Consider the following 18741-nt stretch of genomic DNA (forward strand, 5'->3'; position numbering starts at 1 on the left):
TATTTCCTATTTTATCTCTTTGAATCCAATTTTGCAAAATTGATTTCCGTGCCCTTCCGCAGGCAGTCCTTGACATCTGCCAAAACCTCCCGTATAATGATTTTATGCGGTTTGAGGTATTTTCGCCGCCGCCTGACGCCGAAAGTTGGCCAGTTTCGCCAAAGGGTCTCTTGCTGCCCGGCGCGTCAACGCACTATGAAGGAGGATTCTGCAAATGGATTTCATGAAGGAATATGAAAAGTGGTTAGCCAGCCCCGCCCTCAGCGGCGCGGAGAAAGCCGAACTGGAGGCCATTAAGGACGACCCCAAGGAGATTGAGGCCCGGTTTTACGGCCCTCTGGAATTTGGCACAGCCGGTCTCCGGGGCACCATGTACACCGGACTCCACAATATGAACATCCACGTGATCCGCTGGGCTACCCAGGGCTTTGCCGACGTCATTGCCGCCGAGGGCGAGGAGGGCAGGCGCCGGGGCGTGGCCATCTGCATGGACTGCCGGAACCACTCCATGGAGTTCGCCCGGGCCGCCGCCCAGGTCTGCGCCGCCAACGGCATCCATGTCCGCATCTTCGAGTCCCTGCGGCCCACCCCCGAACTGAGCTTCGCCGTCCGGGAGTACCACTGTCAGGCGGGCATCAATGTCACCGCCAGCCACAATCCCAAGGAATACAACGGATATAAGGTCTACTGGCAGGACGGCGCACAGCTGCCCCCCCACCACGCCGATGCCATCGCCAAGCGCCTGGGCGAGATTGACATTTTTGACGATATCAAAACTATGGACTATGACGAGGCCGTGAAGGCGGGCCTCATCGAGGTCCTGGGCGCCGAGACCGACGAGAAATTCCTCTCCAACGTCATGGAGCAGGTCAACGACAGGGAAACCGTCGAGAAGGTGGCCGATACCTTCAAGCTGGTTTACACCCCCTTCCACGGCACCGGCCACAAGCTGATTCCCGAGGCTTTGCGCCGCCTGGGCATCAAGCACCTGATCTGCGTCCCCGAGCAGATGGTCATTGACGGCGATTTCCCCACCGTGGTCTCCCCCAACCCGGAGAATCCCGAGGGCTTCTATCTGGCGGTGGACCTGGCTAAAAAGGAGGGCGCGGACTTCATCCTGGGCTCCGACCCCGACGCCGACCGGGTGGGCATCATGGTCCGCACCAAGTCCGGGGACTTCAAGGTTATTTCCGGCAACCAGACCGGTGTGCTGCTGCTGGACTATCTCATCGGCGCGAAGAAGCGGGCGGGCATCCTGCCGGAGAAGCCCGTGGCCCTGAAGACCATCGTCACCACCGAAATGGCCCGGAAGGTGGCCGAGGTCAACGGACTGAAGTGCTTCGACACCTTCACCGGCTTCAAGTTCCTGGCGGAGAAGAAGGATAAGCTGGAGTCCACCGGCGAGGGGAAGGTTATCTTCTCCTACGAGGAGTCCTATGGCTATATGCTGGGCGACTACGTCCGGGACAAGGACGCCGTCACCGCCGCCCTGGCCCTCACGGAGATGGCCGCCTGGTACGCCTCTCAGGGCATGACCCTGGCAGACGCTCTGGACGCCCTCTATGTGAAGTACGGCTATTTTGCCGAGCATACCTATAATCTGGTGATGCCCGGCCTGGACGGCCTGAAGGACATGGCCAACCTGATGAAGAGCCTCCGGGAGACCCCGCCTGCCGAAATCAGCGGCGTGAAGGTGGCCCAGTTCAAGGACTATTCCGACGGCTCCGTCACCGACTGCGCCACCGGAGCAAAGACCGCCATGGAGCTCTCCGGGTCCAACGTGCTCCGCTTCGAGATGGCCGACGGCACCTCCGTGATTGTCCGGCCCTCCGGCACCGAGCCCAAGATCAAGGTGTACATCCTCACCCAAGGCAGCGACGCGGCAGACGCCCAGGCCAACGTGGACAAATACGGCAAATGGGTGGACTCCCTCAAGAAATAACTGATTCCTTCGGGTAATAATTTGACAGCTATATTGCAATCCGTATGGGCGGGCCTTCGGGCCCGTCCTTTTTGCCTCCGTTTCCGCCCCCGTTGTCTCTGCGGACAGTCGGCAAAAAGCCCCCTTTTCGAGGGGGCTTTCTGTTTATCTGTGTCCGGCCTGCCAGCGCAGCGCACAGGTTCCAGAGGCCTTTTGAAAGGCCCAGCGCAGAAAATACCTGCCTGCCTCCAATCTGACCGCTCCGGCGGGAGACTGAGGGGTCAGTCTCAGCAGGGGCCGTTTGCCCCGGCCCAGCAGCAGGCATTCCGCATCCCCCCCGTCAGCCGGGCGTCCAGGGTGAAGGCGCAGGTCCGGCTCTCCCGGAACCGGACCCCATGCCGGACCCAGCCGGTGCAGGCGTCCAGGGTGAAGCGGTGGGAGGTCTTTCCGGGGCGGAAGACGAAGAGGAAGGCCCGGATGTCTTTTGCGGCCGCCAGATCCCGGCCGTACAGCAGATAGATGCCACCGCAGACCAGCGCCGTAAAAACACAGACGTACAGCATACAATCTCCCTCCATCTCAACTCTCCGTTCTCACCCCGCGGCGTTGGGAAACACCGTTTCCACTTCCACCGCCTGATAGGGGATTTCCAGAATCCGCGCTTCGCTCAGATAGTGGTTCCGCCAGTTCTCATAGTCCGGGCCGTCCACCAGACTGCCCCGGGTATATTCCCCCTGCCAGTTGGCAGGAAGGAGGAAATAGAGATACCCGTCGCCGTCCGCATCGGTCTCCTCCGGGAAATCCCCTCCAAACGCATCCATATGTCCGCCGAGACTCCGGTCCCAGGCGTCCACGGAGCCCAGGGGCTCATAGCGGTCTTCCTCCGGCTGGTACTGGTACAGGGTATAGGGCCAGAGCTTATCCCCCGCCCGCCCCTGGTTGTGGGACCAGTCCGCCTGAATGACGCCGTTGTCGTAATAGCTCAGGGCGGGGAAGCCGCCGAATTCCTCCCGGAAGGTTTTGGTGCTCTCGTCATAGGCGAATACCCGCTCCGTCATGCCCGCCACGTAGGTGTCGGTGTTCTGCAAAATCAGCTCGTCCTGACCGTCCCCGTCCACGTCGCAGACCGCATAGGCAATGCGGCTGGGAATTTCGCCGCCGGCCTGTCCGTCGGGAAATGTACCGTCGCGGCAATACTGCTCCATGGCGGCGGCATAGGCGGCAGGAAGGCCGCTCCGGTTGAAATCCACCGGCCGGCCATGGGGCAGACTGTCCTCCTCCGAGGGCTGGAGAGGGGCGGGGCCCACAGAGGGGCCGTTTTCCTTGTTGGGAGACGGGCTGCTTTCCGGGTCGGGGGTTGGGCCGTCGTCCCGGCTCTGGGGAAGGGGCGTCCCCTCGAGCCTGTTGATGTTCTCCTCCGTCAGGGGCAGCCAGGAGAGCTCCAGAGCCGCCCCCTCTCCGATGTGAAAGCTCCGCCAGTTCTCGTAGTCCGGGCCGTCCACCGGGGCGCTGTAACCTTCGCTCCACTGGCTTTCGTCGGCGGAGAGGAGGAAATAGACCACGCCGTCCCCGTCGGCGTCAATATCCTTAGGAAAGGTATCGGTCTCCCGATAGCTTCCGTCCCAGGCGTCGGCGGCTCCCGTCATGGCATAGGCGTCGGTTTCGGCGTTGTGCTGATAGACGCTGTAGGGCCAGAGCTTGTCGCCGGCATTGCCCTGGTTGTGGGACCAGGGGGCCTCCGCCGTGCCGTTGTCGTAGAAGATAATGCCGGGAAACTCCCGCAGTTCCTCCCGGACCGTGCCGGTGGCGGCGTCGTAGCCGTAGACCAGTTCCATCATGTTTGCGACGCCGGCGCTGACCCAGTTCAGGACCAGCTCCGCCCGGCCGTCGCCGTCCACATCGAAGAGGGCGAAGGTGTTCATCTCCAGGCTCTCCATGTCAATGGCGTCCCCCTCCCGCAGGCATTCCAGCTCCGTGCCGTCAGGCAGGGTCTGGGTGTCCCGGACCTGCCGCAGCAGGGCGGCGTAGGCGCTTTGGGCGTCCTGGGAGACGGGCTCCTTCCCGGCGGCGGGGTCCGGGTCGGAGGCCTGTCCCGGCGGCGGGCTGAACGTGCCCCTGTTTGAGGAGGAACAGGCGCTGAGACTGCCCAGCAGCAGCCCGGACAGGAAAATGCCGCAGAGCATCCAAATGAACTGTTTCATGGTGTGTCTCTCTTTCTTTTTGTAATGAGCGGTTCACTATTATAGACGTTTCAGCGGGCCTGTTTGTCACAAAATTATGAAGTTTCTCAAAAATTTCTCTCCGTATGCCCGGCGGCCCGAATTCATATACTAGTTCAGACTGACAGAGGGACGGCGGCCTTTTGACAAAACCGCTTCCTGTCAATCAAAGGCAAATTGAAAGGAGACTTGCTTATGGAATCTCATTATCCCTTTACCCTGCCGCCTCTGCCCTACGGCTATGACGCCCTGATGCCGGAAATCGACGAACGGACCCTGCATTTTCACCACGACAAGCACTTCCAGACCTACGTGGACAACCTGAACAAGCTGCTGGAGGCCAATCCCGCCTATCAGGACTGGCCCCTGGAGCGGCTGGTGAGAGACTGGGCCCAGCTCCCGGAGGATATCCGGCAGGGCGTCCGGAATAACGCCGGCGGCGTGTATAACCACGACCTGTATTTCAAAACCCTGGCCCCCGGAGCCGCCTCGGAGCCCGAAGGGCCCTTGGCGGACGCCATAGCCAGGGATTTCGGAGATCTCCAGGAGCTGAAAACCGCCATGAAGGCCGCCGCCCTGGGACAGTTCGGCTCCGGCTGGGCCTGGCTGGTCAGCGACGGGGACGGCAGGCTCTCCGTCCGCAAGAGCGCCAACCAGGACGCGCCCCTGCCCCTGATTCCCCTGCTGCCCTGCGACGTGTGGGAACACGCCTATTATCTGGACTACCAGAACCGCCGGGGGGACTACTTTGAAGGCTGGTGGCAAAAGGTGGACTGGCCCGGCCTGTCCCGGACCTTTGCCCGGCTGACGGAGAACCGGCCCCGCTATCCCCAGTCCTGAGAAACCCATGTGAAAGCGAAAGGGACCCCCAGGGGGCCCCTTTCGCTTTGCTGTCTCTGACTGTCAATTAAATCCGATGGGCTTCGGACTCTTGGGCTTGGGAAGGAAGGCCTGACCTTTTTTGTACTTCTGTTCTGCGTTCAGGATGTCCTCCCGGGTCATTTGCATCATGTCCTCCCGGGAAAGGCGGTTCATCCTGGTGACTCTGTCGGCCTGACTGGCAGTTACCAGGTCAAACAGGTTGCGCACATCCCGGGCGTTTCCGAAATTCGCGTCCCGCTGCTGGTAGAGCTCATTGCAGACCCTGCGGAGCTCCTCCTCCACCCCCTCGCCAAAGACAAAGCGGCTGCCGGCGAAGTTGTGGAAAATCTGGGCCAGCTCCCCGCCGTCGTAATCATCGAAATGGATGTACTTGGTGAAGCGGGATTTCAGACCGGGATTGCTGTTGATGAACCGCCGCATATCCCTGTCATAGCCCGCCACAATCACCGCCAGATTCTCCCGGTTTTCCTCCATGGCGGTCAGCAGCACGTTGATGGCCTCCTGACCGTAGTCATGGCCGGGATTCTCGGGGCTCAGGGTATAGGCCTCGTCGATGAACAGCACACCGCCAAGGGCCCGCTGGATGACCGACCTGGCCTTCTGGTCCGTCTGGCCCACGTAGCCCGCCACCAGGTCCGCCCGCTTGACCTCCGTCACCCGGCTCTCGGGCAGCAGGCCCAGCTCGTGATAGATGCGGCCGATAATCCGGGCCACGGTGGTTTTGCCGGTGCCGGGGTTGCCGGTGAACACCATGTGCATGGTGGGCGGCGTGGTGGTCAGCTTCATTTCCCGGCAGTGCTGCTGATAGACGGCCACCTGCTGGAGGAGACGGACCTCCTCCTTCACGCTGGCAAGGCCGGTCATGGCGTCCAGCTCCTCCAGGGCCGAGGGCCCGCCGTCCGCTTCGCCGGTCCGGCCCATCTGCTCGTCCACGGCGGTCTGGATGTCGCTCTCCGTCAGCGACATAAGCTCCTCCCCGGTGAGGTGGTCCGTGTCCATGCCGGCCAGACGCTCCGCGTTCCAGGCGAGAACGGACTCGAAGAAGTTGCGCACCTCCCGGCCGTTGCCGAAGTTGAGGCCCCGGGTGCGGTAAAGCTGCTCAAAATACTGGGCCAGAATGGAATCCGCCGCCTCGTCCAGACGGTAGCCCTCGGATTCCACGGTATAGCGGAAAATCTGATGGAGCTGCTGGGCATTGTAGTCCTCGAAGCGGATGAAGTTCTTGAAGCGGGATTTCAGACCCGGGTTGCTGTTGATGAAGCGCTGCATTTCCTTTTCATAGCCGGCCACGATGACCACCAGATTCCCCCGGTTTTCCTCCATGGCCGTCAGGATGGTGTCCACGGCCTTGGGGCCGAAGTCCCGCCCCGGGTCCTCGGGGCTGAGGGTATAGGCCTCGTCAATGAACAGGATGCCTCCCAGGGCCTCCTCAATGGCGCGCTTCGTGTTGGCCTCGGTGCCGCCGATGTTCTCCGCCACCAGATCGGCCCGCTTGACCTCCTTCACCTGGCCCCTGGACAGCAGTCCCATCTCATGGTAGAGCTCTCCGATGATGCGGGCCACGGTGGTTTTGCCGGTGCCGGGATTCCCGGTGAACACCATGTGCATGGAGACCGTGGAGGCCTTTTTTCCCAGGGCTTTCTCTCTCTTCGCGTTGATCTGGTGGAGGTGGATCATTTTGCCGACTGCCCTCTTGACGGAATCCAGGCCGGTGAGGGCCTGGAGCCTGTCATAGGCGGAGCTGCCGTCCTCCTGCTGCACGCCGTCTGTCTGAGGGGGCTGGGGCGGCTCCGGAGGCGGGCTGCCCAGTTCTCCCCGCAGGCGATCCACGTCCTTCTTGACATTTTCGTGCCCCAGTGCCACGGCCTTTTCGTAATACTCCAGGGCCTTTTTCTTGTCTGCGCTGACGCCCCGGCCCTTTTCATAGCAGAAGCCTATGTTATAGCAGGCGTATTTTTCGTTCTGAGCGACAGCCTTCCGGAACCACTCCAGGGCCTTGGCGTCATCTCTCGCGGTTCCCATCCCGTTCAGATAGAAAAAGCCGGCTTTGTTCTGAGAGGCCGCATGGCCCTGCTCTGCGGCGCGCAGAAAGTGGGGAAAGGCCTTCTGGGGGTTCTTTTCCGTGGCCCAACCGTACTGATAGCAGCGGCCCAGATTGTAGTTGGCAAATTTATTATCGGGGTCCTGGGCGACGGCCTTCCGGAACCATTCCAGGGCCTTGGCCTCGTTTTTCTTAACGCCCTGGCCGTTCAGGTAGCAGACGCCCAGGTCGTTCTGGGCGTCCGCCCGGCCCAGATCCGCGCTGCGCTGGTAGAACTGGACGGCCTTCTGCATGTCCTTTTCCACACCCCAGCCGTATTCATAGCAGCGGCCCAGGTGATAGATGGCGTCCATATTGTCCTGATCGGCGGCCTTCCGGAACCACTCCAGCGCCTTGGTGTAATCCTTTTCGACGCCCCAGCCGTTCAGGTAAAAGTAGCCGGCCTCGTTCTGAGCATCTGCGTAGCCCAGCTCAGCGCTCCGCAGATAGTATTGGAAGGTTTTTTGACTGTCCTTCTCCACGCCCCAGCCGTTTTGATAGCAGAGGCCCAGGTTATAGCAGGCGTGTATATTGTTCTGGGCGGCGGCTTTCCGGAACCATTCCGCCGCTTTGACATGATCCTTTTCATGACCCCAGCCATTCAGATAACAGCGTCCGGCCTCGTTCTGAGCGCCCGCGTGACCCTGTTCGGCGGCGAGCAGGTAGAACCTGAGAGACGTTTGAGGGTCCTTCTCCACGCCCCAGCCATATTGATAGCAGCGCCCCAGGTTGTAATTGCCAAACATGTTGTTTTGCCCAGCGGCTTTTTGAAACCACTCCACCGCCGCCGCCTCATCCTCTTCAACGCCATAACCGTTCAGGTAGTATGTGCCGAGGAAATTCTGAGCGTCCGCATGGCCCATTTCCGCGGCGATGGTGAAATGGATGTACGCCTGCTGATAATTTTTTTCTTTATTGTAGTTCCATGCCTTGTTGTAGTATTCGCCGGCTTTGTCCAAGGTGATCCCTCTCTTTCTGTACGTCTATGATTGGCGGTCCGCCGGGACGGAAAACCGCGTGCTCCGGCGGGGCTGTCATTCTGTAGGCATTATAGCACATCCCTCCGGCGGTGTCATCTGCTGGAGAAAAAATTTGCCGGAAAAAGAGGATTCCGGCGGAACAGGGGAGAAGCGCCGTTCGAGACAAGCCCTCCGGTCCCTCTGCCGGAAGCCCGGCGCCATTGGGAGAACGGGCGGGCACAGAGGCCCGCCCCTACAGGCATAATTGTGGGGGTCAGGTGTAAAGCCCCGCGCCTTTTTCCGAATGAAATGCGCATTTGGATATTCCCCACCTCCTCCGGCGGCTTGACAGCGCCGGGAATTTATATTACTATTTTCCCTGAACACCGCCCGTTTTCAGCGGGTGTCAATAAAAGGAAGGATATACCATGAAAGAAAACAGCCGCAATGTGACCCAGGGCGTGAAGCGGGCCCCCAACCGCTCTTTGTTCTACGCGCTGGGCTATACCAGAGAGGAGCTGGACCGCCCGCTGATCGGCGTGGTCTGCTCCTATAACGAAATTGTCCCCGGCCACATGAATCTGGACAAGATTGCCGAGGCCGTGAAGGCCGGCATCCGCCTGGCCGGCGGCACCCCGGTGGAGTTCCCCGCCATTGCCGTGTGCGACGGCATCGCCATGGGGCACGTGGGCATGAAGTACTCCCTCATCACCCGGGACCTCATTGCCGACTCCACCGAGGCCATGGCCATTGCCCACCAGTTTGACGGCCTGGTGATGATTCCCAACTGCGACAAAAACGTCCCCGGACTCCTCATGGCCGCTGCCCGGCTGAATATCCCCGCCATTTTTGTCTCCGGCGGTCCCATGCTGGCGGGCCGCCTGAAGGACGGGCGGCGGACCTGCCTCTCCCACATGTTCGAGGCCGTGGGCAGCTATTACGCCGGGAAGCTGGACGAGGAGGGCATGGAGGACTATGAGAACAGCGCCTGTCCCACCTGCGGGTCCTGTTCCGGCATGTACACCGCCAACTCCATGAACTGCCTCACCGAGGCCATCGGCATGGGTCTCCGGGGCAACGGCACCATTCCCGCCGTCTGGTCCGCCCGGCTGCGGCTGGCCAAGCATGCGGGTATGCAGATTATGGAGCTGGTGGAGAAAAACATCCGTCCCCGGGACATCATGACCCCCGCCGCCTTCCACAACGCCGAGACCGTGGACATGGCCCTGGGCTGTTCCACCAATACCATGCTGCACCTGCCTGCCATTGCCCACGAGTGCGGCATTGAGCTGAGCTTTGACATGGCTAACGAAATTTCCTCCCAAACCCCCAACCTCTGCCACCTGGCCCCCGCCGGGGACACCTACATGGAGGACCTGGAGCAGGCCGGCGGCGTCTACGCGGTGATGAAGGAGCTGACGAAAAAGAATCTGCTGGACACATCCGTCCTCACCTGCACCGGGAAAACCCTGGGGGAGAATCTGGAGGGCGCGGTGAACCGGGACCCCGCGGTAATCCGCCCCATCGACAATCCCTATTCCCCCGACGGCGGCATCGCCGTGCTGAAGGGCAACCTGGCCCCGGAGGGCTGCGTGGTGAAGCGCTCCGCCGTGGCCAAGGAGATGATGGTTCACTCCGGTCCCGCCCGGGTCTTCGACAGTGAGGAGGACGCCATTGCCGCCATTTACGCCGGAAAAATCGTGGCCGGGGACGTGGTGGTCATCCGCTATGAGGGCCCCAAGGGCGGCCCCGGTATGCGGGAGATGCTGAATCCCACCTCCGCCATTGCCGGCATGGGCCTGGACAAGGACGTGGCCCTCATCACCGACGGGCGCTTCTCCGGCGCGACGAGGGGCGCGTCCATCGGACACGTCTGCCCGGAGGCGGCCCAGGGGGGCCCCATCGCCTTCGTGGAGGACGGCGACCCCATTTCCATTGACATCACCAGGTGTTCCATCACGCTGGATGTGGACGAGGCCGTTCTGGAGGCCCGCCGGGCCCGGTGGGTCTGCCCGGAGCCCAAGGTCAAAACCGGCTATGCCGCCCGGTACGCCAAGCTGGTTTCCAGCGCGGCCCGGGGGGCGGTGCTGGAATAATCAGGGACGTCCCATATTATAATGCAGTGGAGACAGGGCCGGGACGCCTGTCCGGCGCCGCGGCCCCTGCGATAGAACCTGGACTCTAAGGAGGCGCACACCTTGGAATTGGCTCTTTTGGATTGGATACAGGCGCACCTCCGCAGCGGCCCTCTGGACGTGCTGATGTCCGCTCTCAGCCGTCTGGCAGATCACGGGGACATCTGGATTCTGCTGGCGGCGCTGCTGCTGTTCTCCGCAAAGCGGCGGAGGCAGGGAATCACGGTCTCCTGCGCCCTGGTGCTGGACCTGCTGGCCTGCAACATGGTCTTGAAGCCCCTGATTGGCCGGGGGCGGCCCTTCCTCCTCCGTCCGGATTTGATTCTGCTGGTTTCCCCGCCGGGGGACGCCTCCTTTCCCTCCGGACACACCGCCGCCTCCTTTGCCGCGGCCTTTGCGCTGCGGGCGGCGGGGGCGGAAAAACGACTGTGGATACCGGCCGTGATTCTGGCCGCAGGCATCGCCTTCTCCCGGCTCTACCTCTATGTCCACTGGCCCAGCGATGTGCTGGGCGGGATTCTCCTGGGTGCCGTTCTGGGACACCTGGCCGGGAGGCTGACGGCCAGGCAGAGAGAGGGGAAATTCTGACGGTTATTCCGGTTTTTTCCGCCGCGCCGCCGGATTCAAAAGGCTGAGCCCCGGACCCTGCTGGGTCCGGGGCTCCGGTTTTATGTCATTGGTAGGCAGGCGTCACCCAGAGACCCGCTCCGCCGGGCGTTTCCCCGGACTGCCGGAGGGGCGTTTTCCGACTGGGACTGCCTGCGGAATGAACCGAAGCGCCGGGCGGCAGAAACGCCGGGAAACGCCTGGTCCTCCGCGAAACGCGGATCAGCAGCAGGGGGTGGGGGTGCAGCCGCAGTTATTGTTGCAGCCGCAGTTGCAGCCACAGCCGCCTCCGCAGTTGCCGCCGCAGCCGCAGCCGCAGTTACAGCCGCAGCCGCTGCCGCCCCAGCTGGAATTGCTGCCGCAGCAGCACCAGACAATGATGAGCAGGATGATAATCCAGCAGCAGTTGCCTCCGCCAAAGCCAGTATTGCACATAAGATGGAACCTCCTGAGAGATGTAGACCGTTTGAAGCGGCCTCAGTTCATCATATGTGCCCCGGACCGGAGGGTTCCGGATTCCCGAAAAATTTTTGACCCCGGATATCCCGGTCCCGGCGTTACAGCCGCCAGCCGGTGACCATGCCGGCGGCGCTGTCCCGCTCCCACTGGGTGAAAACCCCCTTTTCCATCAGGGAGTCCGCCAGGGTCCCCATGCCGTCGGCCCGGAAGGCGTCCAGGGCGTAATAGGAGACATAGACCAGGTCGGCCCGAAGGAAGGGGTCATTTTGCAGCATGGCGGCCTCGCCGGGAGTCAGAACGCCGGCCTCCAGGGCCCGGGCAAGGGCGTCGGAGAGGTTGGTGTTGGCGGCGGAGCTGTAGCCCAGGGCCCGGAGGATAAACTCCGTGTACTGCCGGGCGTTTACCGGAGCGGAGGGGCGGAACTGGGTGGCGCTGTATCCGTTGGTATAGCCCCGCTCATAGGCATAGCCCACATATTTCTCCCCCTGGGAGCCCTTTTGGATATCGGTGAAGGGGATGCTGCCGGACCAGGCCAGGGCGGCCTCCTCTTCCCCCAGCACCCGGATGAACATGATGAGGGCCTGAAGCCGGGTGGGGGCGGCCTCCAGATCAAAGCCCTGGCCGTATCCGGTGAGACTGCCCCGAAAAAGGCCCAGGGATTTCAGGGCCCCGGCCATGGCGTTGTAATCCGTGGCGGTGGAATAGCTGACGGAGCCGGTTCCCTGACAGTCCACCACGGCGGTCTTGCTGGTAATCAGCACGCTGGCGGCGGTGTCCTCCGCGGCGATGTAGCGGTGATTGGCCGCCAGAGCCCCGCCGGCCGGAACAGCGGCGCCGGCGGTGGCGTCCACCACCTCACCGAAGGCGCAGGTGAACTGCCCGCTTCCCGCCAGAAGCAGCACGCTTTCCCCGGTGGAGAGGGGCAGCAGGTCTCCCTGCTTCAAACGGAGCTCCGTCCAGCCGCCGGCGGAGGCTGGCGGGGCAGACGGGACGCCGGTCCCGCCGCCGTGCTCCAGCAGCAGCGCGTCGGAAGCGTCCAGCCGGGCGTTTACGGCGGCGTCCACGGCGCTGGTGAATACCCCGTTCAGATAGGACAGGGAGGCCAGGGGGTCTGCCGCGTCCCCGGCGGCCATTGCCCAGACGGCCAGCGCCAGCGTCAGCGGCAGAACGAAGAAAAATCCTTTTTTTGGTTTTTTTGATATTTTTGGCATTTTCTGCATGAAAGCGCGTCCTTTCTGTGCCGCGGAAACGGCGTGCACGGCGTCATCGGTTGGCAATGCGGTAGCTGAGGGTCAGCAGGCTGTCCGCAAAGTGGATGTTTTCAATCTTGACCTCCGGCACGGAGCTGGTCAGCTCCACATTGGTGAAGTTCCAGAAGCCCCGGACACCCTGGTCGACGAGGTGGTCCGCCATGCTCTGGGCGACGGCCTGGGGAATGGTCAGCACCACGACATCCACGCTGTGGTTTTTCAGATAGCCGTCCAGCTCGTCCATAGGGAGAATGGGAACGCCGTTGACCCGGGTGTTAGTGACGGCGGGGGAGATGTCAAAGGCGGCGTCCACGGAAAAGCCCGCGTGAGCAAAGCCGAAATTTTGCAGCAGGGCGTGGCCCAGGTTGCCGACGCCGATGATGATGAGATGGTGGTTGTTGTCCACGCCCAGAATATGGCCGATTTCCGTGTGAAGCTCCTCTACATTATAGCCATACCCCTGCTGTCCGAATTCTCCGAAACAGCTCAGGTCCTGGCGGATCTGGGAGGCGGTGATGTTCATTTCCTGGCCCAGGGAGTGGGACGAAATGCGCACGACACCCCTGGCGCAGAGCTCCGTCAGCTGACGGTAATACCGGGGCAGGCGGCGGATGACAGCATCAGAGATATTTTCCTTTTTCATACCATTCACTCCTAAAAAGCCGCTGATGAAAGGATACTTGCCTTCTAGTTTAGCCCAAAAACGTAGACTTGTCAATTTTTTTAACAATCTTTTTCGGAGAAAATTCGAGGAAAAAATTTTTTCAAAAATTTTTAAAAAAGCTTTACAGAACCGGGAAAGTCTGCTATACTACCAAAGTACCTGTGATGCAGGGGTTTTGCGGGCGCGGTTCGGAACGTATGTCGGACCGGCGTACGGCAAAGAGCCCTGCGGACAGGACGGCTGTTTCCTTCAATTTTATATTGTCAGGTATGCGCCCGTGGCGCAGTTGGATAGCGCGTCAGACTCCGACGTTTCTGACAACTCCGGCTGAGATACGGTGCAAAGCCCTGCAAACAGGGGCGTTGGCGGAATGGCAGAGGAAAAAACGCCGTGAGCTGACTACTGTTTGACTACTGTTTCCCCGGATAGCCGGAAAACTGAAAATCTTATATTGTCAGGTATGCGCCCGTGGCGCAGTTGGATAGCGCGTCAGACTCCGACTCTGAAGGCCGCTGGTTCGAATCCAGTCGGGCGTACCAAAAGCTCTAAAAACGCAGTTTTTAGAGCTTTTTTGTAACTTTTTGCATCTATTTTGAAGATTTGAAAGGGAGGATTTCACCATGTCCAAATACGCCGGAACCCAGACGGAGAAAAACCTGCAGGCCGCTTTTGCCGGGGAGTCCCAGGCCCGGAACAAGTACACCTATTTTGCGTCCAAGGCCAAGAAAGAGGGCTTCGAGCAGATTGCCGCCCTGTTCCTGACAACCGCCGACAATGAAAAAGAGCACGCCAAAATGTGGTTCAAGGAGCTGGCGGGCATTGGATCCACCGCTGAGAACCTGGGCGCTGCCGCCGACGGCGAGAACTACGAGTGGACGGATATGTACGAGGGCTTTGCCAGGACCGCCGAGGCCGAGGGCTTCCCGGAGCTGGCCGCCAAATTCCGGGCCGTTGGCGAGATCGAGAAGCACCATGAGGAGCGCTACCGGGCTCTGCTGAAAAACGTGGAGGCTCAGGAGGTCTTCGAAAAGAGCGAGGTCAAGGTCTGGGAGTGCCGGAACTGCGGCCATATCGTGGTGGGCACCGCCGCGCCGGAGCTCTGCCCTGTCTGCGCCCATCCCCAGGCTTACTTCGAGGTCCACGCGGAGAATTATTGAATACATAAACCCGAGTCCATGGAGGTCCCCATATGAAGGTTTTGATGATTAACGGCAGTCCCCGGCCCAACGGCAACACCGCTGTTACCCTGCGGGAGATGGAAACGGTTTTCAAGGCAGAGGGAATTGAAACAGAAATTATTCAGGTTGGAAACAAAGCTATCCGAGGCTGTATTGCCTGCGGCAAGTGCGCGGAAAAGGGCAAGTGCGTCTTTGACGACGCCGTCAATGAAATTGCCCCAAAGTTCGAGGCCTGCGACGGTCTGGTAGTAGGTAGCCCTGTCTATTTCGCCTCCGCCAACGCCACGCTGGTAGCCTTTCTGACCCGGCTCTTTTTCAGCACGCCCTTTGACAAGACGATGAAGGTCGGCGCCGCCGTCGCCGTTGCCCGGCGGGGCGGACTGTCCGCTGCGTTTGACGAGCTGAACAAGTTCTTCACCATCTCCGGAATGCCTGTGGCCTCCAGCCAATATTGGAACAGCGTCCACGGGCGGGAGCCCGGCCAGGCGGCCCAGGATGCGGAGGGTTTGCAGACTATGCGGACCCTGGCCCGGAATATGACGTTCCTCATGCGGAGCATCCAACTCGGCAAGGAGAAATACGGCCTCCCGGAGCGGGAGCCTCCCCAACGCACGAACTTCATTCGTTAGTAGAAAACGATTGAGCGGATGCGGACAGCGGCATGGAGCTTCGCTCCATGCCGCCTGGCTTTTCAGAACACCTCTCCCCTGCTCTATCTTTTGCTGATTCGCTCTTCCTCTTCCCGGCGGAAGGAGTAGGGCAGTTCTGTTGCTCCTAACTCGTGTGCTATCCCACAGGCCAAGCGGAAGCCAGCGATGAAACTTTCCAGAGATACGTCATCCCGCAGTCTTGCCTCGGCATCCACCAGTTCCAACAGCCGTATCTGGTTTCGCCGGTCTAACCTTTTCTCCAACCTACGATGTAGCTGGACTACTTCTGCCTGTTGTTCAAGACAGAGGGTTTCTGTTGAGAAGCGGGCTTTCAGGGCTTGCATATAATCGTACATGCTCCTTCCTCCTCCTTTAGATATCCAAGCCCCGCTGGAGGGCTTCGCTGGCGGCTTTCTTGCTCTTGTCAAAAGCGTGAGTATAAATGTCCAGCGTCGTGGACGGCTGGGAGTGGCCCAGGAGGCCGGCCACCGTTGCCACGTCCGCTCCGTTGGCAATCAGAAGGCTTGCGTTGCTGTGACGGAGGGAATGCACGTTCAGCTTTTCCGGAAGTCCATTCTTTTTCAGAATCATCTTGAACCGCCAGGTGAAGGTGCTGGGCGTCATCGGGTCCTGGCTGTCGTGCCTGCGGAACACAAAGTCCTCCTCCGTCAGCACCCGGTCCTCATAGGCATCCGCCTGCCACGCGCACTCCCGGTGGTACTCTTTGAGAAGGCTCTCCATCTCCGGAGAGAAGTACACATAACGGTCCCCTGCTGCAGTCTTGGTGTCCTTGACGATGATCTCCTCCCCGGTGATCTTCACCACGTTCCGCTGGATATGAATGCTATTTTTCTCATAGTCGATGTCGGACCACTTCAAACCGCAGCACTCACCACGCCTCATCCCCGTGGCAATGATCAGCTTGTAGTAGGTCTCATATTTGAGGCTCTCATTTTCCAGAGCCATAATGATCTTCTGCATGGTTTCCTCGTCCGCAATCACCTTTTCCTTCTTCTTGCCGGAGTATTTGTACGTCCGCCAGGCCGGATTGTGATTGATAAAGCCGCTCTCCATCGCATCGGAGAGGATTCCACAAAGGCAGGCGTGGACTCCCTCAACCGTGTACTCGGAGAGCGGCATTCCAGTATTTTGACTTGTTTGCTTCCGCAGCTCGGTGTAGAGCTTTCGGAAGTGCTCAGGGCGGAGGTCTACTAATTTATAGCCTCCCAGGTACGGCAGGAAGCGGTCAATGTCCTGCTTGTCACGGGCCAGCGTGGACTTCGCCAGCTTGTCCGGGGCGATATCCCGGAGCCAGAGTTGAATGTACTGCGCCAGTGTGATGGTCCGATCTGTCGCCAGCGGTGTGTCCTTGCACTCCCGCTCGAAGAGAACCGCCTGCTCGTTCAGCCATTTTTCTCTCTGTTTTGGCGTCAGCCCTTCCGGCGGCTTCACCGTTTTCTGCTGTGCGGCCCGGCGCTTGCCAGTGTGGTCGTAACCCATGGAGACTACCAGTAAATAACTGCTTCCCCGTTTTCGAATACTTGCCATTTCGCATCTTCCCTTCTGTCCTCAGTCCGGCTGAGGCTTATTTTGCAAGCACAACATACCCCAATTCTTGCCGTACAGCTACTGCTTTTTTGCTTCAGGACGGAGATTCTACGAAAGCACCAATCACGCGCTCTCAAAATCTCTGCCGCTGAAATCGAATACGGTCTGCGCATGGATTTTTGCTGCCTGACGTTTCAGCTGTAACTGCGGGTGGCAGTAGGTTCTCTCCAGGAAGCCGGTGTCTCCGTGACCGGCCAGCTCTGCCACCGTCTGCTTGTCTACGCCGTTGTGAAGCATGGTGGACACAAAATAGTGGCGGAGGGTGTGCAGATGGAACTCTCTCGGAAATCCTTTCTCGTCATAGAGACGGCGGAGGTGCCGGGAGAACGAATCCGGGTGCATCAGCTTCCCAGTCTCATTTGTGAACACATAATCGCTCATCTCAAAGCCGCCAACTTGTGCCTCGCACATTTTCTGGTAGCAATAGCTGCGGAGGATACTGGTCATGTCTTCGCTGAGATAGATTATTCGGGCCTGCCCATTTTTCGTAGTTCCCTCGATCACACCTTGACCTGGAACAGAGCTGAGGGAGCGGCTGACGGTCAGGATGCTCTCGTCGCCATTCATAACGATGTCCTGCCATTTGAGGGCACACAACTCTCCCCTGCGGCAGCCGGTATAGATTGCCAGGGCGTAAAAGGTCTTGTAGGGATCATCTTCGTTGGCGAGAATGTCCAGAAATCTATGGGCCTCCTCATCTGTGGGGATCAGCTGTGTCCTCGATGTTGTCTCCGGCAGGTCAATCATCCGAGCCGGATTTTTCTCAATGATCTCGTTTCGCTTCGCATCGCTCAGTACCGCAGAGGCAACTGTCAAGTATTTCTGGACAGTTGCCTCTTGAATCAGCTTGCCATGGTAGGTTCGCTTCCTCAACTCCACCAGCATATTCTCCAGAGCGATGGGCCGGAGATGATTCAGCTTGATGCTGCCGATCATCGGATACACCGCCTCCAGCGATCGGCGGTAGAAGCCGAGGGTGCTGGGGGCGTATTTTGTCTGCCGCTCCAGCCAGCGGGCAGCGTACTCTTGGAAGGTCATCTCTCCATCCTCGCAGTAGCCGCTCTTGACCTGCTTCTCGAACTCCTCCGCCTCGTGAACGACATACTGCGGAATCCCCCGGCTTCCCACAGACTGCGGGACTGAGATGGTCTTGGCCCTGCTGATCTTTCTGCCGTCAGGACGATAGCCGTTGCTGACGGTGATTTTGAATTTGCGCACGTCTAACTTTTTGATGCTTGCCATAAGAATTCCTTTCTACATACTCATGCCCTGGTTGTGTGTATCGCCGCTCAACTTCTGCCCCATCGCCAGTTTCTTCAGCGCCTCCCGGCGGCGCTGCTTGCTGTCTGTCCAGGTAGACGGCGCGGGAAGCGGCGGCAAATCATTACCGCGCTCCAGAGCTCTGCCCAGCCGGAGAAGGCCGCTTGCCAGATTTCTCATCCAGCCCTCAGCCGGTTCCAGACTGCCGGGATGAAAGCCCACGGTCTGCCGGTATGCGAACAGTGCTTCCAGATTCTCCTTGAGAAAAGTCTCGTCGTGCAAACTACTGTCCCGGCACTTGCGCCCATTGGGACAGGTGAAGGTGATGTGCTTCCGCGTGTCCGACCAGGTGACCTCGTAGCCCTCGTACTCCATGTTCGCAATAAAACTTTCCCGGTCAGTAGCATACTCCAGCGCCTCGTTGATGGCGTGGATCAAATCCAGCTTCCAGCTATCGCTGCGCAGGCCAGCCTGATACTCACCAGGCTTCATCCGCTTTTTCTTTGAGCGCTTCTCCGGCTGCACCAAAACGCTCAGGCCATGGGCGGCACAGATTATGTCGTTGGCTTGACGGTGCTTGAGCAGGTCGTCCGCACTCTGATGGAGCTTCCGGCCCGTCTCACAGCTGACGCTGTTCACTACCAAGTGGTTATGGATGTGGTTGGTGTCCAAGTGTGTCGCCACCACCACCTCGAAGTCTGGGAACTCACGTTGGGCCAACTCCAGCCCAATGGCGTTGGCCTCCTGCGGCGTGAGGGCATCCGTTTCAGCGAAGGACTGCACGAAGTGATAGAACTGTCTGCCGTCGGTTTTCTTGAATCGTTGTTTCGTCGTCATCATCTCCGTGTAGGCGGACTGCGGAACGCAGTT

At 60.0% G+C, this 18741-nt stretch carries 17 protein-coding genes and 1 tRNA gene; 8 read left to right on the plus strand and 10 right to left on the minus strand.

What is annotated here, in order from left to right; all coding sequences use genetic code 11:
* Positions 1-237: hypothetical protein (locus tag Q0063_RS11770; RefSeq protein ID WP_297872172.1), on the plus strand; the 237-nt coding region annotated here is incomplete at its 5' end.
* Positions 215-1942: a phospho-sugar mutase gene (locus tag Q0063_RS11775; RefSeq protein WP_297872173.1), complete on the plus strand. Its 1728-nt coding sequence runs from the start codon at positions 215-217 to the stop codon at positions 1940-1942. The genes Q0063_RS11770 and Q0063_RS11775, both read left to right, overlap by 23 nt.
* Before the next feature lie 266 nt (positions 1943-2208).
* On the opposite strand, the gene Q0063_RS11780 is transcribed toward Q0063_RS11775, so the two are convergent.
* Together Q0063_RS11780 and Q0063_RS11785 are read right to left on the minus strand one after the other, a co-directional pair.
* Positions 2209-2484: a hypothetical protein gene (locus Q0063_RS11780; RefSeq protein ID WP_297872174.1), complete on the minus strand. Its 276-nt coding sequence runs from the start codon at positions 2482-2484 to the stop codon at positions 2209-2211.
* 30 nt (positions 2485-2514) lie between these two features.
* Positions 2515-4122: a hypothetical protein gene (locus Q0063_RS11785; RefSeq protein WP_297872175.1), complete on the minus strand. Its 1608-nt coding sequence runs from the start codon at positions 4120-4122 to the stop codon at positions 2515-2517.
* 213 nt (positions 4123-4335) lie between these two features.
* Between Q0063_RS11785 and Q0063_RS11790 the strand changes: the two genes are divergently transcribed.
* Entirely contained in the window at positions 4336-4980 is a 645-nt protein-coding gene (locus Q0063_RS11790; protein WP_297872176.1) for a superoxide dismutase, read from the plus strand.
* Between the two features lie 63 nt (positions 4981-5043).
* Here the strand turns inward: Q0063_RS11790 and Q0063_RS11795 are convergent, their stop codons facing one another.
* Positions 5044-8061 (minus strand): AAA family ATPase, encoded by a 3018-nt coding sequence (locus Q0063_RS11795; RefSeq protein WP_297872177.1) that lies wholly within the window; start codon positions 8059-8061, stop codon positions 5044-5046.
* A 428-nt stretch (positions 8062-8489) separates the two neighbouring features.
* Here Q0063_RS11795 and ilvD point away from each other — a divergent pair, with 428 nt between their 5' ends.
* Together ilvD and Q0063_RS11805 are read left to right on the plus strand one after the other, a co-directional pair.
* Positions 8490-10157, plus strand: coding sequence for a dihydroxy-acid dehydratase (gene ilvD / locus Q0063_RS11800; RefSeq protein WP_297872178.1), 1668 nt, complete (start codon positions 8490-8492; stop codon positions 10155-10157).
* A gap of 102 nt (positions 10158-10259) precedes the next feature.
* Positions 10260-10784: a phosphatase PAP2 family protein gene (locus Q0063_RS11805; protein WP_297872179.1), complete on the plus strand. Its 525-nt coding sequence runs from the start codon at positions 10260-10262 to the stop codon at positions 10782-10784.
* A gap of 240 nt (positions 10785-11024) precedes the next feature.
* Here the strand turns inward: Q0063_RS11805 and Q0063_RS11810 are convergent, their stop codons facing one another.
* From Q0063_RS11810 to Q0063_RS11820, 3 genes are all read right to left on the minus strand, one after another.
* On the minus strand, positions 11025-11237 hold the full coding sequence (locus tag Q0063_RS11810; RefSeq protein WP_297872180.1) for a hypothetical protein: 213 nt from the start codon (positions 11235-11237) through the stop codon (positions 11025-11027).
* 122 nt (positions 11238-11359) lie between these two features.
* Complete coding sequence (locus tag Q0063_RS11815; RefSeq protein ID WP_297872181.1) at positions 11360-12481, minus strand: S-layer homology domain-containing protein; 1122 nt, start codon at positions 12479-12481, stop codon at positions 11360-11362.
* Positions 12482-12524: 43 nt separating this feature from the next.
* Positions 12525-13154, minus strand: coding sequence for a redox-sensing transcriptional repressor Rex (locus Q0063_RS11820; RefSeq protein ID WP_297872182.1), 630 nt, complete (start codon positions 13152-13154; stop codon positions 12525-12527).
* Positions 13155-13637: 483 nt separating this feature from the next.
* On the opposite strand from Q0063_RS11820, the gene Q0063_RS11825 reads away from it, so the two are divergent.
* From Q0063_RS11825 to Q0063_RS11835, 3 genes are all read left to right on the plus strand, one after another.
* Positions 13638-13714 (plus strand) — tRNA-Arg (locus tag Q0063_RS11825).
* 81 nt (positions 13715-13795) lie between these two features.
* Positions 13796-14332 carry a rubrerythrin gene (rbr, locus tag Q0063_RS11830; protein ID WP_297872183.1) on the plus strand — a complete coding sequence of 179 codons (537 nt, stop codon included), beginning with the start codon at positions 13796-13798 and terminating at the stop codon, positions 14330-14332.
* A 32-nt stretch (positions 14333-14364) separates the two neighbouring features.
* On the plus strand, positions 14365-14982 hold the full coding sequence (locus Q0063_RS11835; RefSeq protein ID WP_297872184.1) for a flavodoxin family protein: 618 nt from the start codon (positions 14365-14367) through the stop codon (positions 14980-14982).
* Positions 14983-15065: 83 nt separating this feature from the next.
* Here the strand turns inward: Q0063_RS11835 and Q0063_RS11840 are convergent, their stop codons facing one another.
* The 4 genes from Q0063_RS11840 to Q0063_RS11855 form a co-directional block, all read right to left on the minus strand.
* Positions 15066-15359 (minus strand): hypothetical protein, encoded by a 294-nt coding sequence (locus Q0063_RS11840; protein WP_297872185.1) that lies wholly within the window; start codon positions 15357-15359, stop codon positions 15066-15068.
* A gap of 16 nt (positions 15360-15375) precedes the next feature.
* Positions 15376-16551, minus strand: coding sequence for a tyrosine-type recombinase/integrase (locus tag Q0063_RS11845; RefSeq protein WP_297872186.1), 1176 nt, complete (start codon positions 16549-16551; stop codon positions 15376-15378).
* Positions 16552-16674: 123 nt separating this feature from the next.
* Positions 16675-17853, minus strand: coding sequence for a site-specific integrase (locus tag Q0063_RS11850; RefSeq protein ID WP_297872187.1), 1179 nt, complete (start codon positions 17851-17853; stop codon positions 16675-16677).
* A gap of 12 nt (positions 17854-17865) precedes the next feature.
* A partial coding sequence (locus tag Q0063_RS11855; protein WP_297872188.1) for a relaxase/mobilization nuclease domain-containing protein occupies positions 17866-18741 on the minus strand: 876 nt, incomplete at its 5' end.

This window comes from uncultured Oscillibacter sp., assembly GCF_947654275.1.
Lineage (GTDB): Bacteria > Bacillota > Clostridia > Oscillospirales > Oscillospiraceae > Oscillibacter.

Coding starts and splice junctions, on each gene's coding strand:
- Q0063_RS11820 (WP_297872182.1), bottom strand. CDS start 13,154: ATGAAAAAGGAAAATATCTCTGATGCTGTCATCCGCCGCCTGCCCCGG.
- rbr (WP_297872183.1), top strand. CDS start 13,796: ATGTCCAAATACGCCGGAACCCAGACGGAGAAAAACCTGCAGGCCGCT.
- Q0063_RS11785 (WP_297872175.1), bottom strand. CDS start 4,122: ATGAAACAGTTCATTTGGATGCTCTGCGGCATTTTCCTGTCCGGGCTG.
- Q0063_RS11815 (WP_297872181.1), bottom strand. CDS start 12,481: ATGCAGAAAATGCCAAAAATATCAAAAAAACCAAAAAAAGGATTTTTC.
- Q0063_RS11810 (WP_297872180.1), bottom strand. CDS start 11,237: ATGTGCAATACTGGCTTTGGCGGAGGCAACTGCTGCTGGATTATCATC.
- ilvD (WP_297872178.1), top strand. CDS start 8,490: ATGAAAGAAAACAGCCGCAATGTGACCCAGGGCGTGAAGCGGGCCCCC.
- Q0063_RS11845 (WP_297872186.1), bottom strand. CDS start 16,551: ATGGCAAGTATTCGAAAACGGGGAAGCAGTTATTTACTGGTAGTCTCC.
- Q0063_RS11790 (WP_297872176.1), top strand. CDS start 4,336: ATGGAATCTCATTATCCCTTTACCCTGCCGCCTCTGCCCTACGGCTAT.
- Q0063_RS11775 (WP_297872173.1), top strand. CDS start 215: ATGGATTTCATGAAGGAATATGAAAAGTGGTTAGCCAGCCCCGCCCTC.
- Q0063_RS11850 (WP_297872187.1), bottom strand. CDS start 17,853: ATGGCAAGCATCAAAAAGTTAGACGTGCGCAAATTCAAAATCACCGTC.
- Q0063_RS11780 (WP_297872174.1), bottom strand. CDS start 2,484: ATGCTGTACGTCTGTGTTTTTACGGCGCTGGTCTGCGGTGGCATCTAT.
- Q0063_RS11835 (WP_297872184.1), top strand. CDS start 14,365: ATGAAGGTTTTGATGATTAACGGCAGTCCCCGGCCCAACGGCAACACC.
- Q0063_RS11840 (WP_297872185.1), bottom strand. CDS start 15,359: ATGTACGATTATATGCAAGCCCTGAAAGCCCGCTTCTCAACAGAAACC.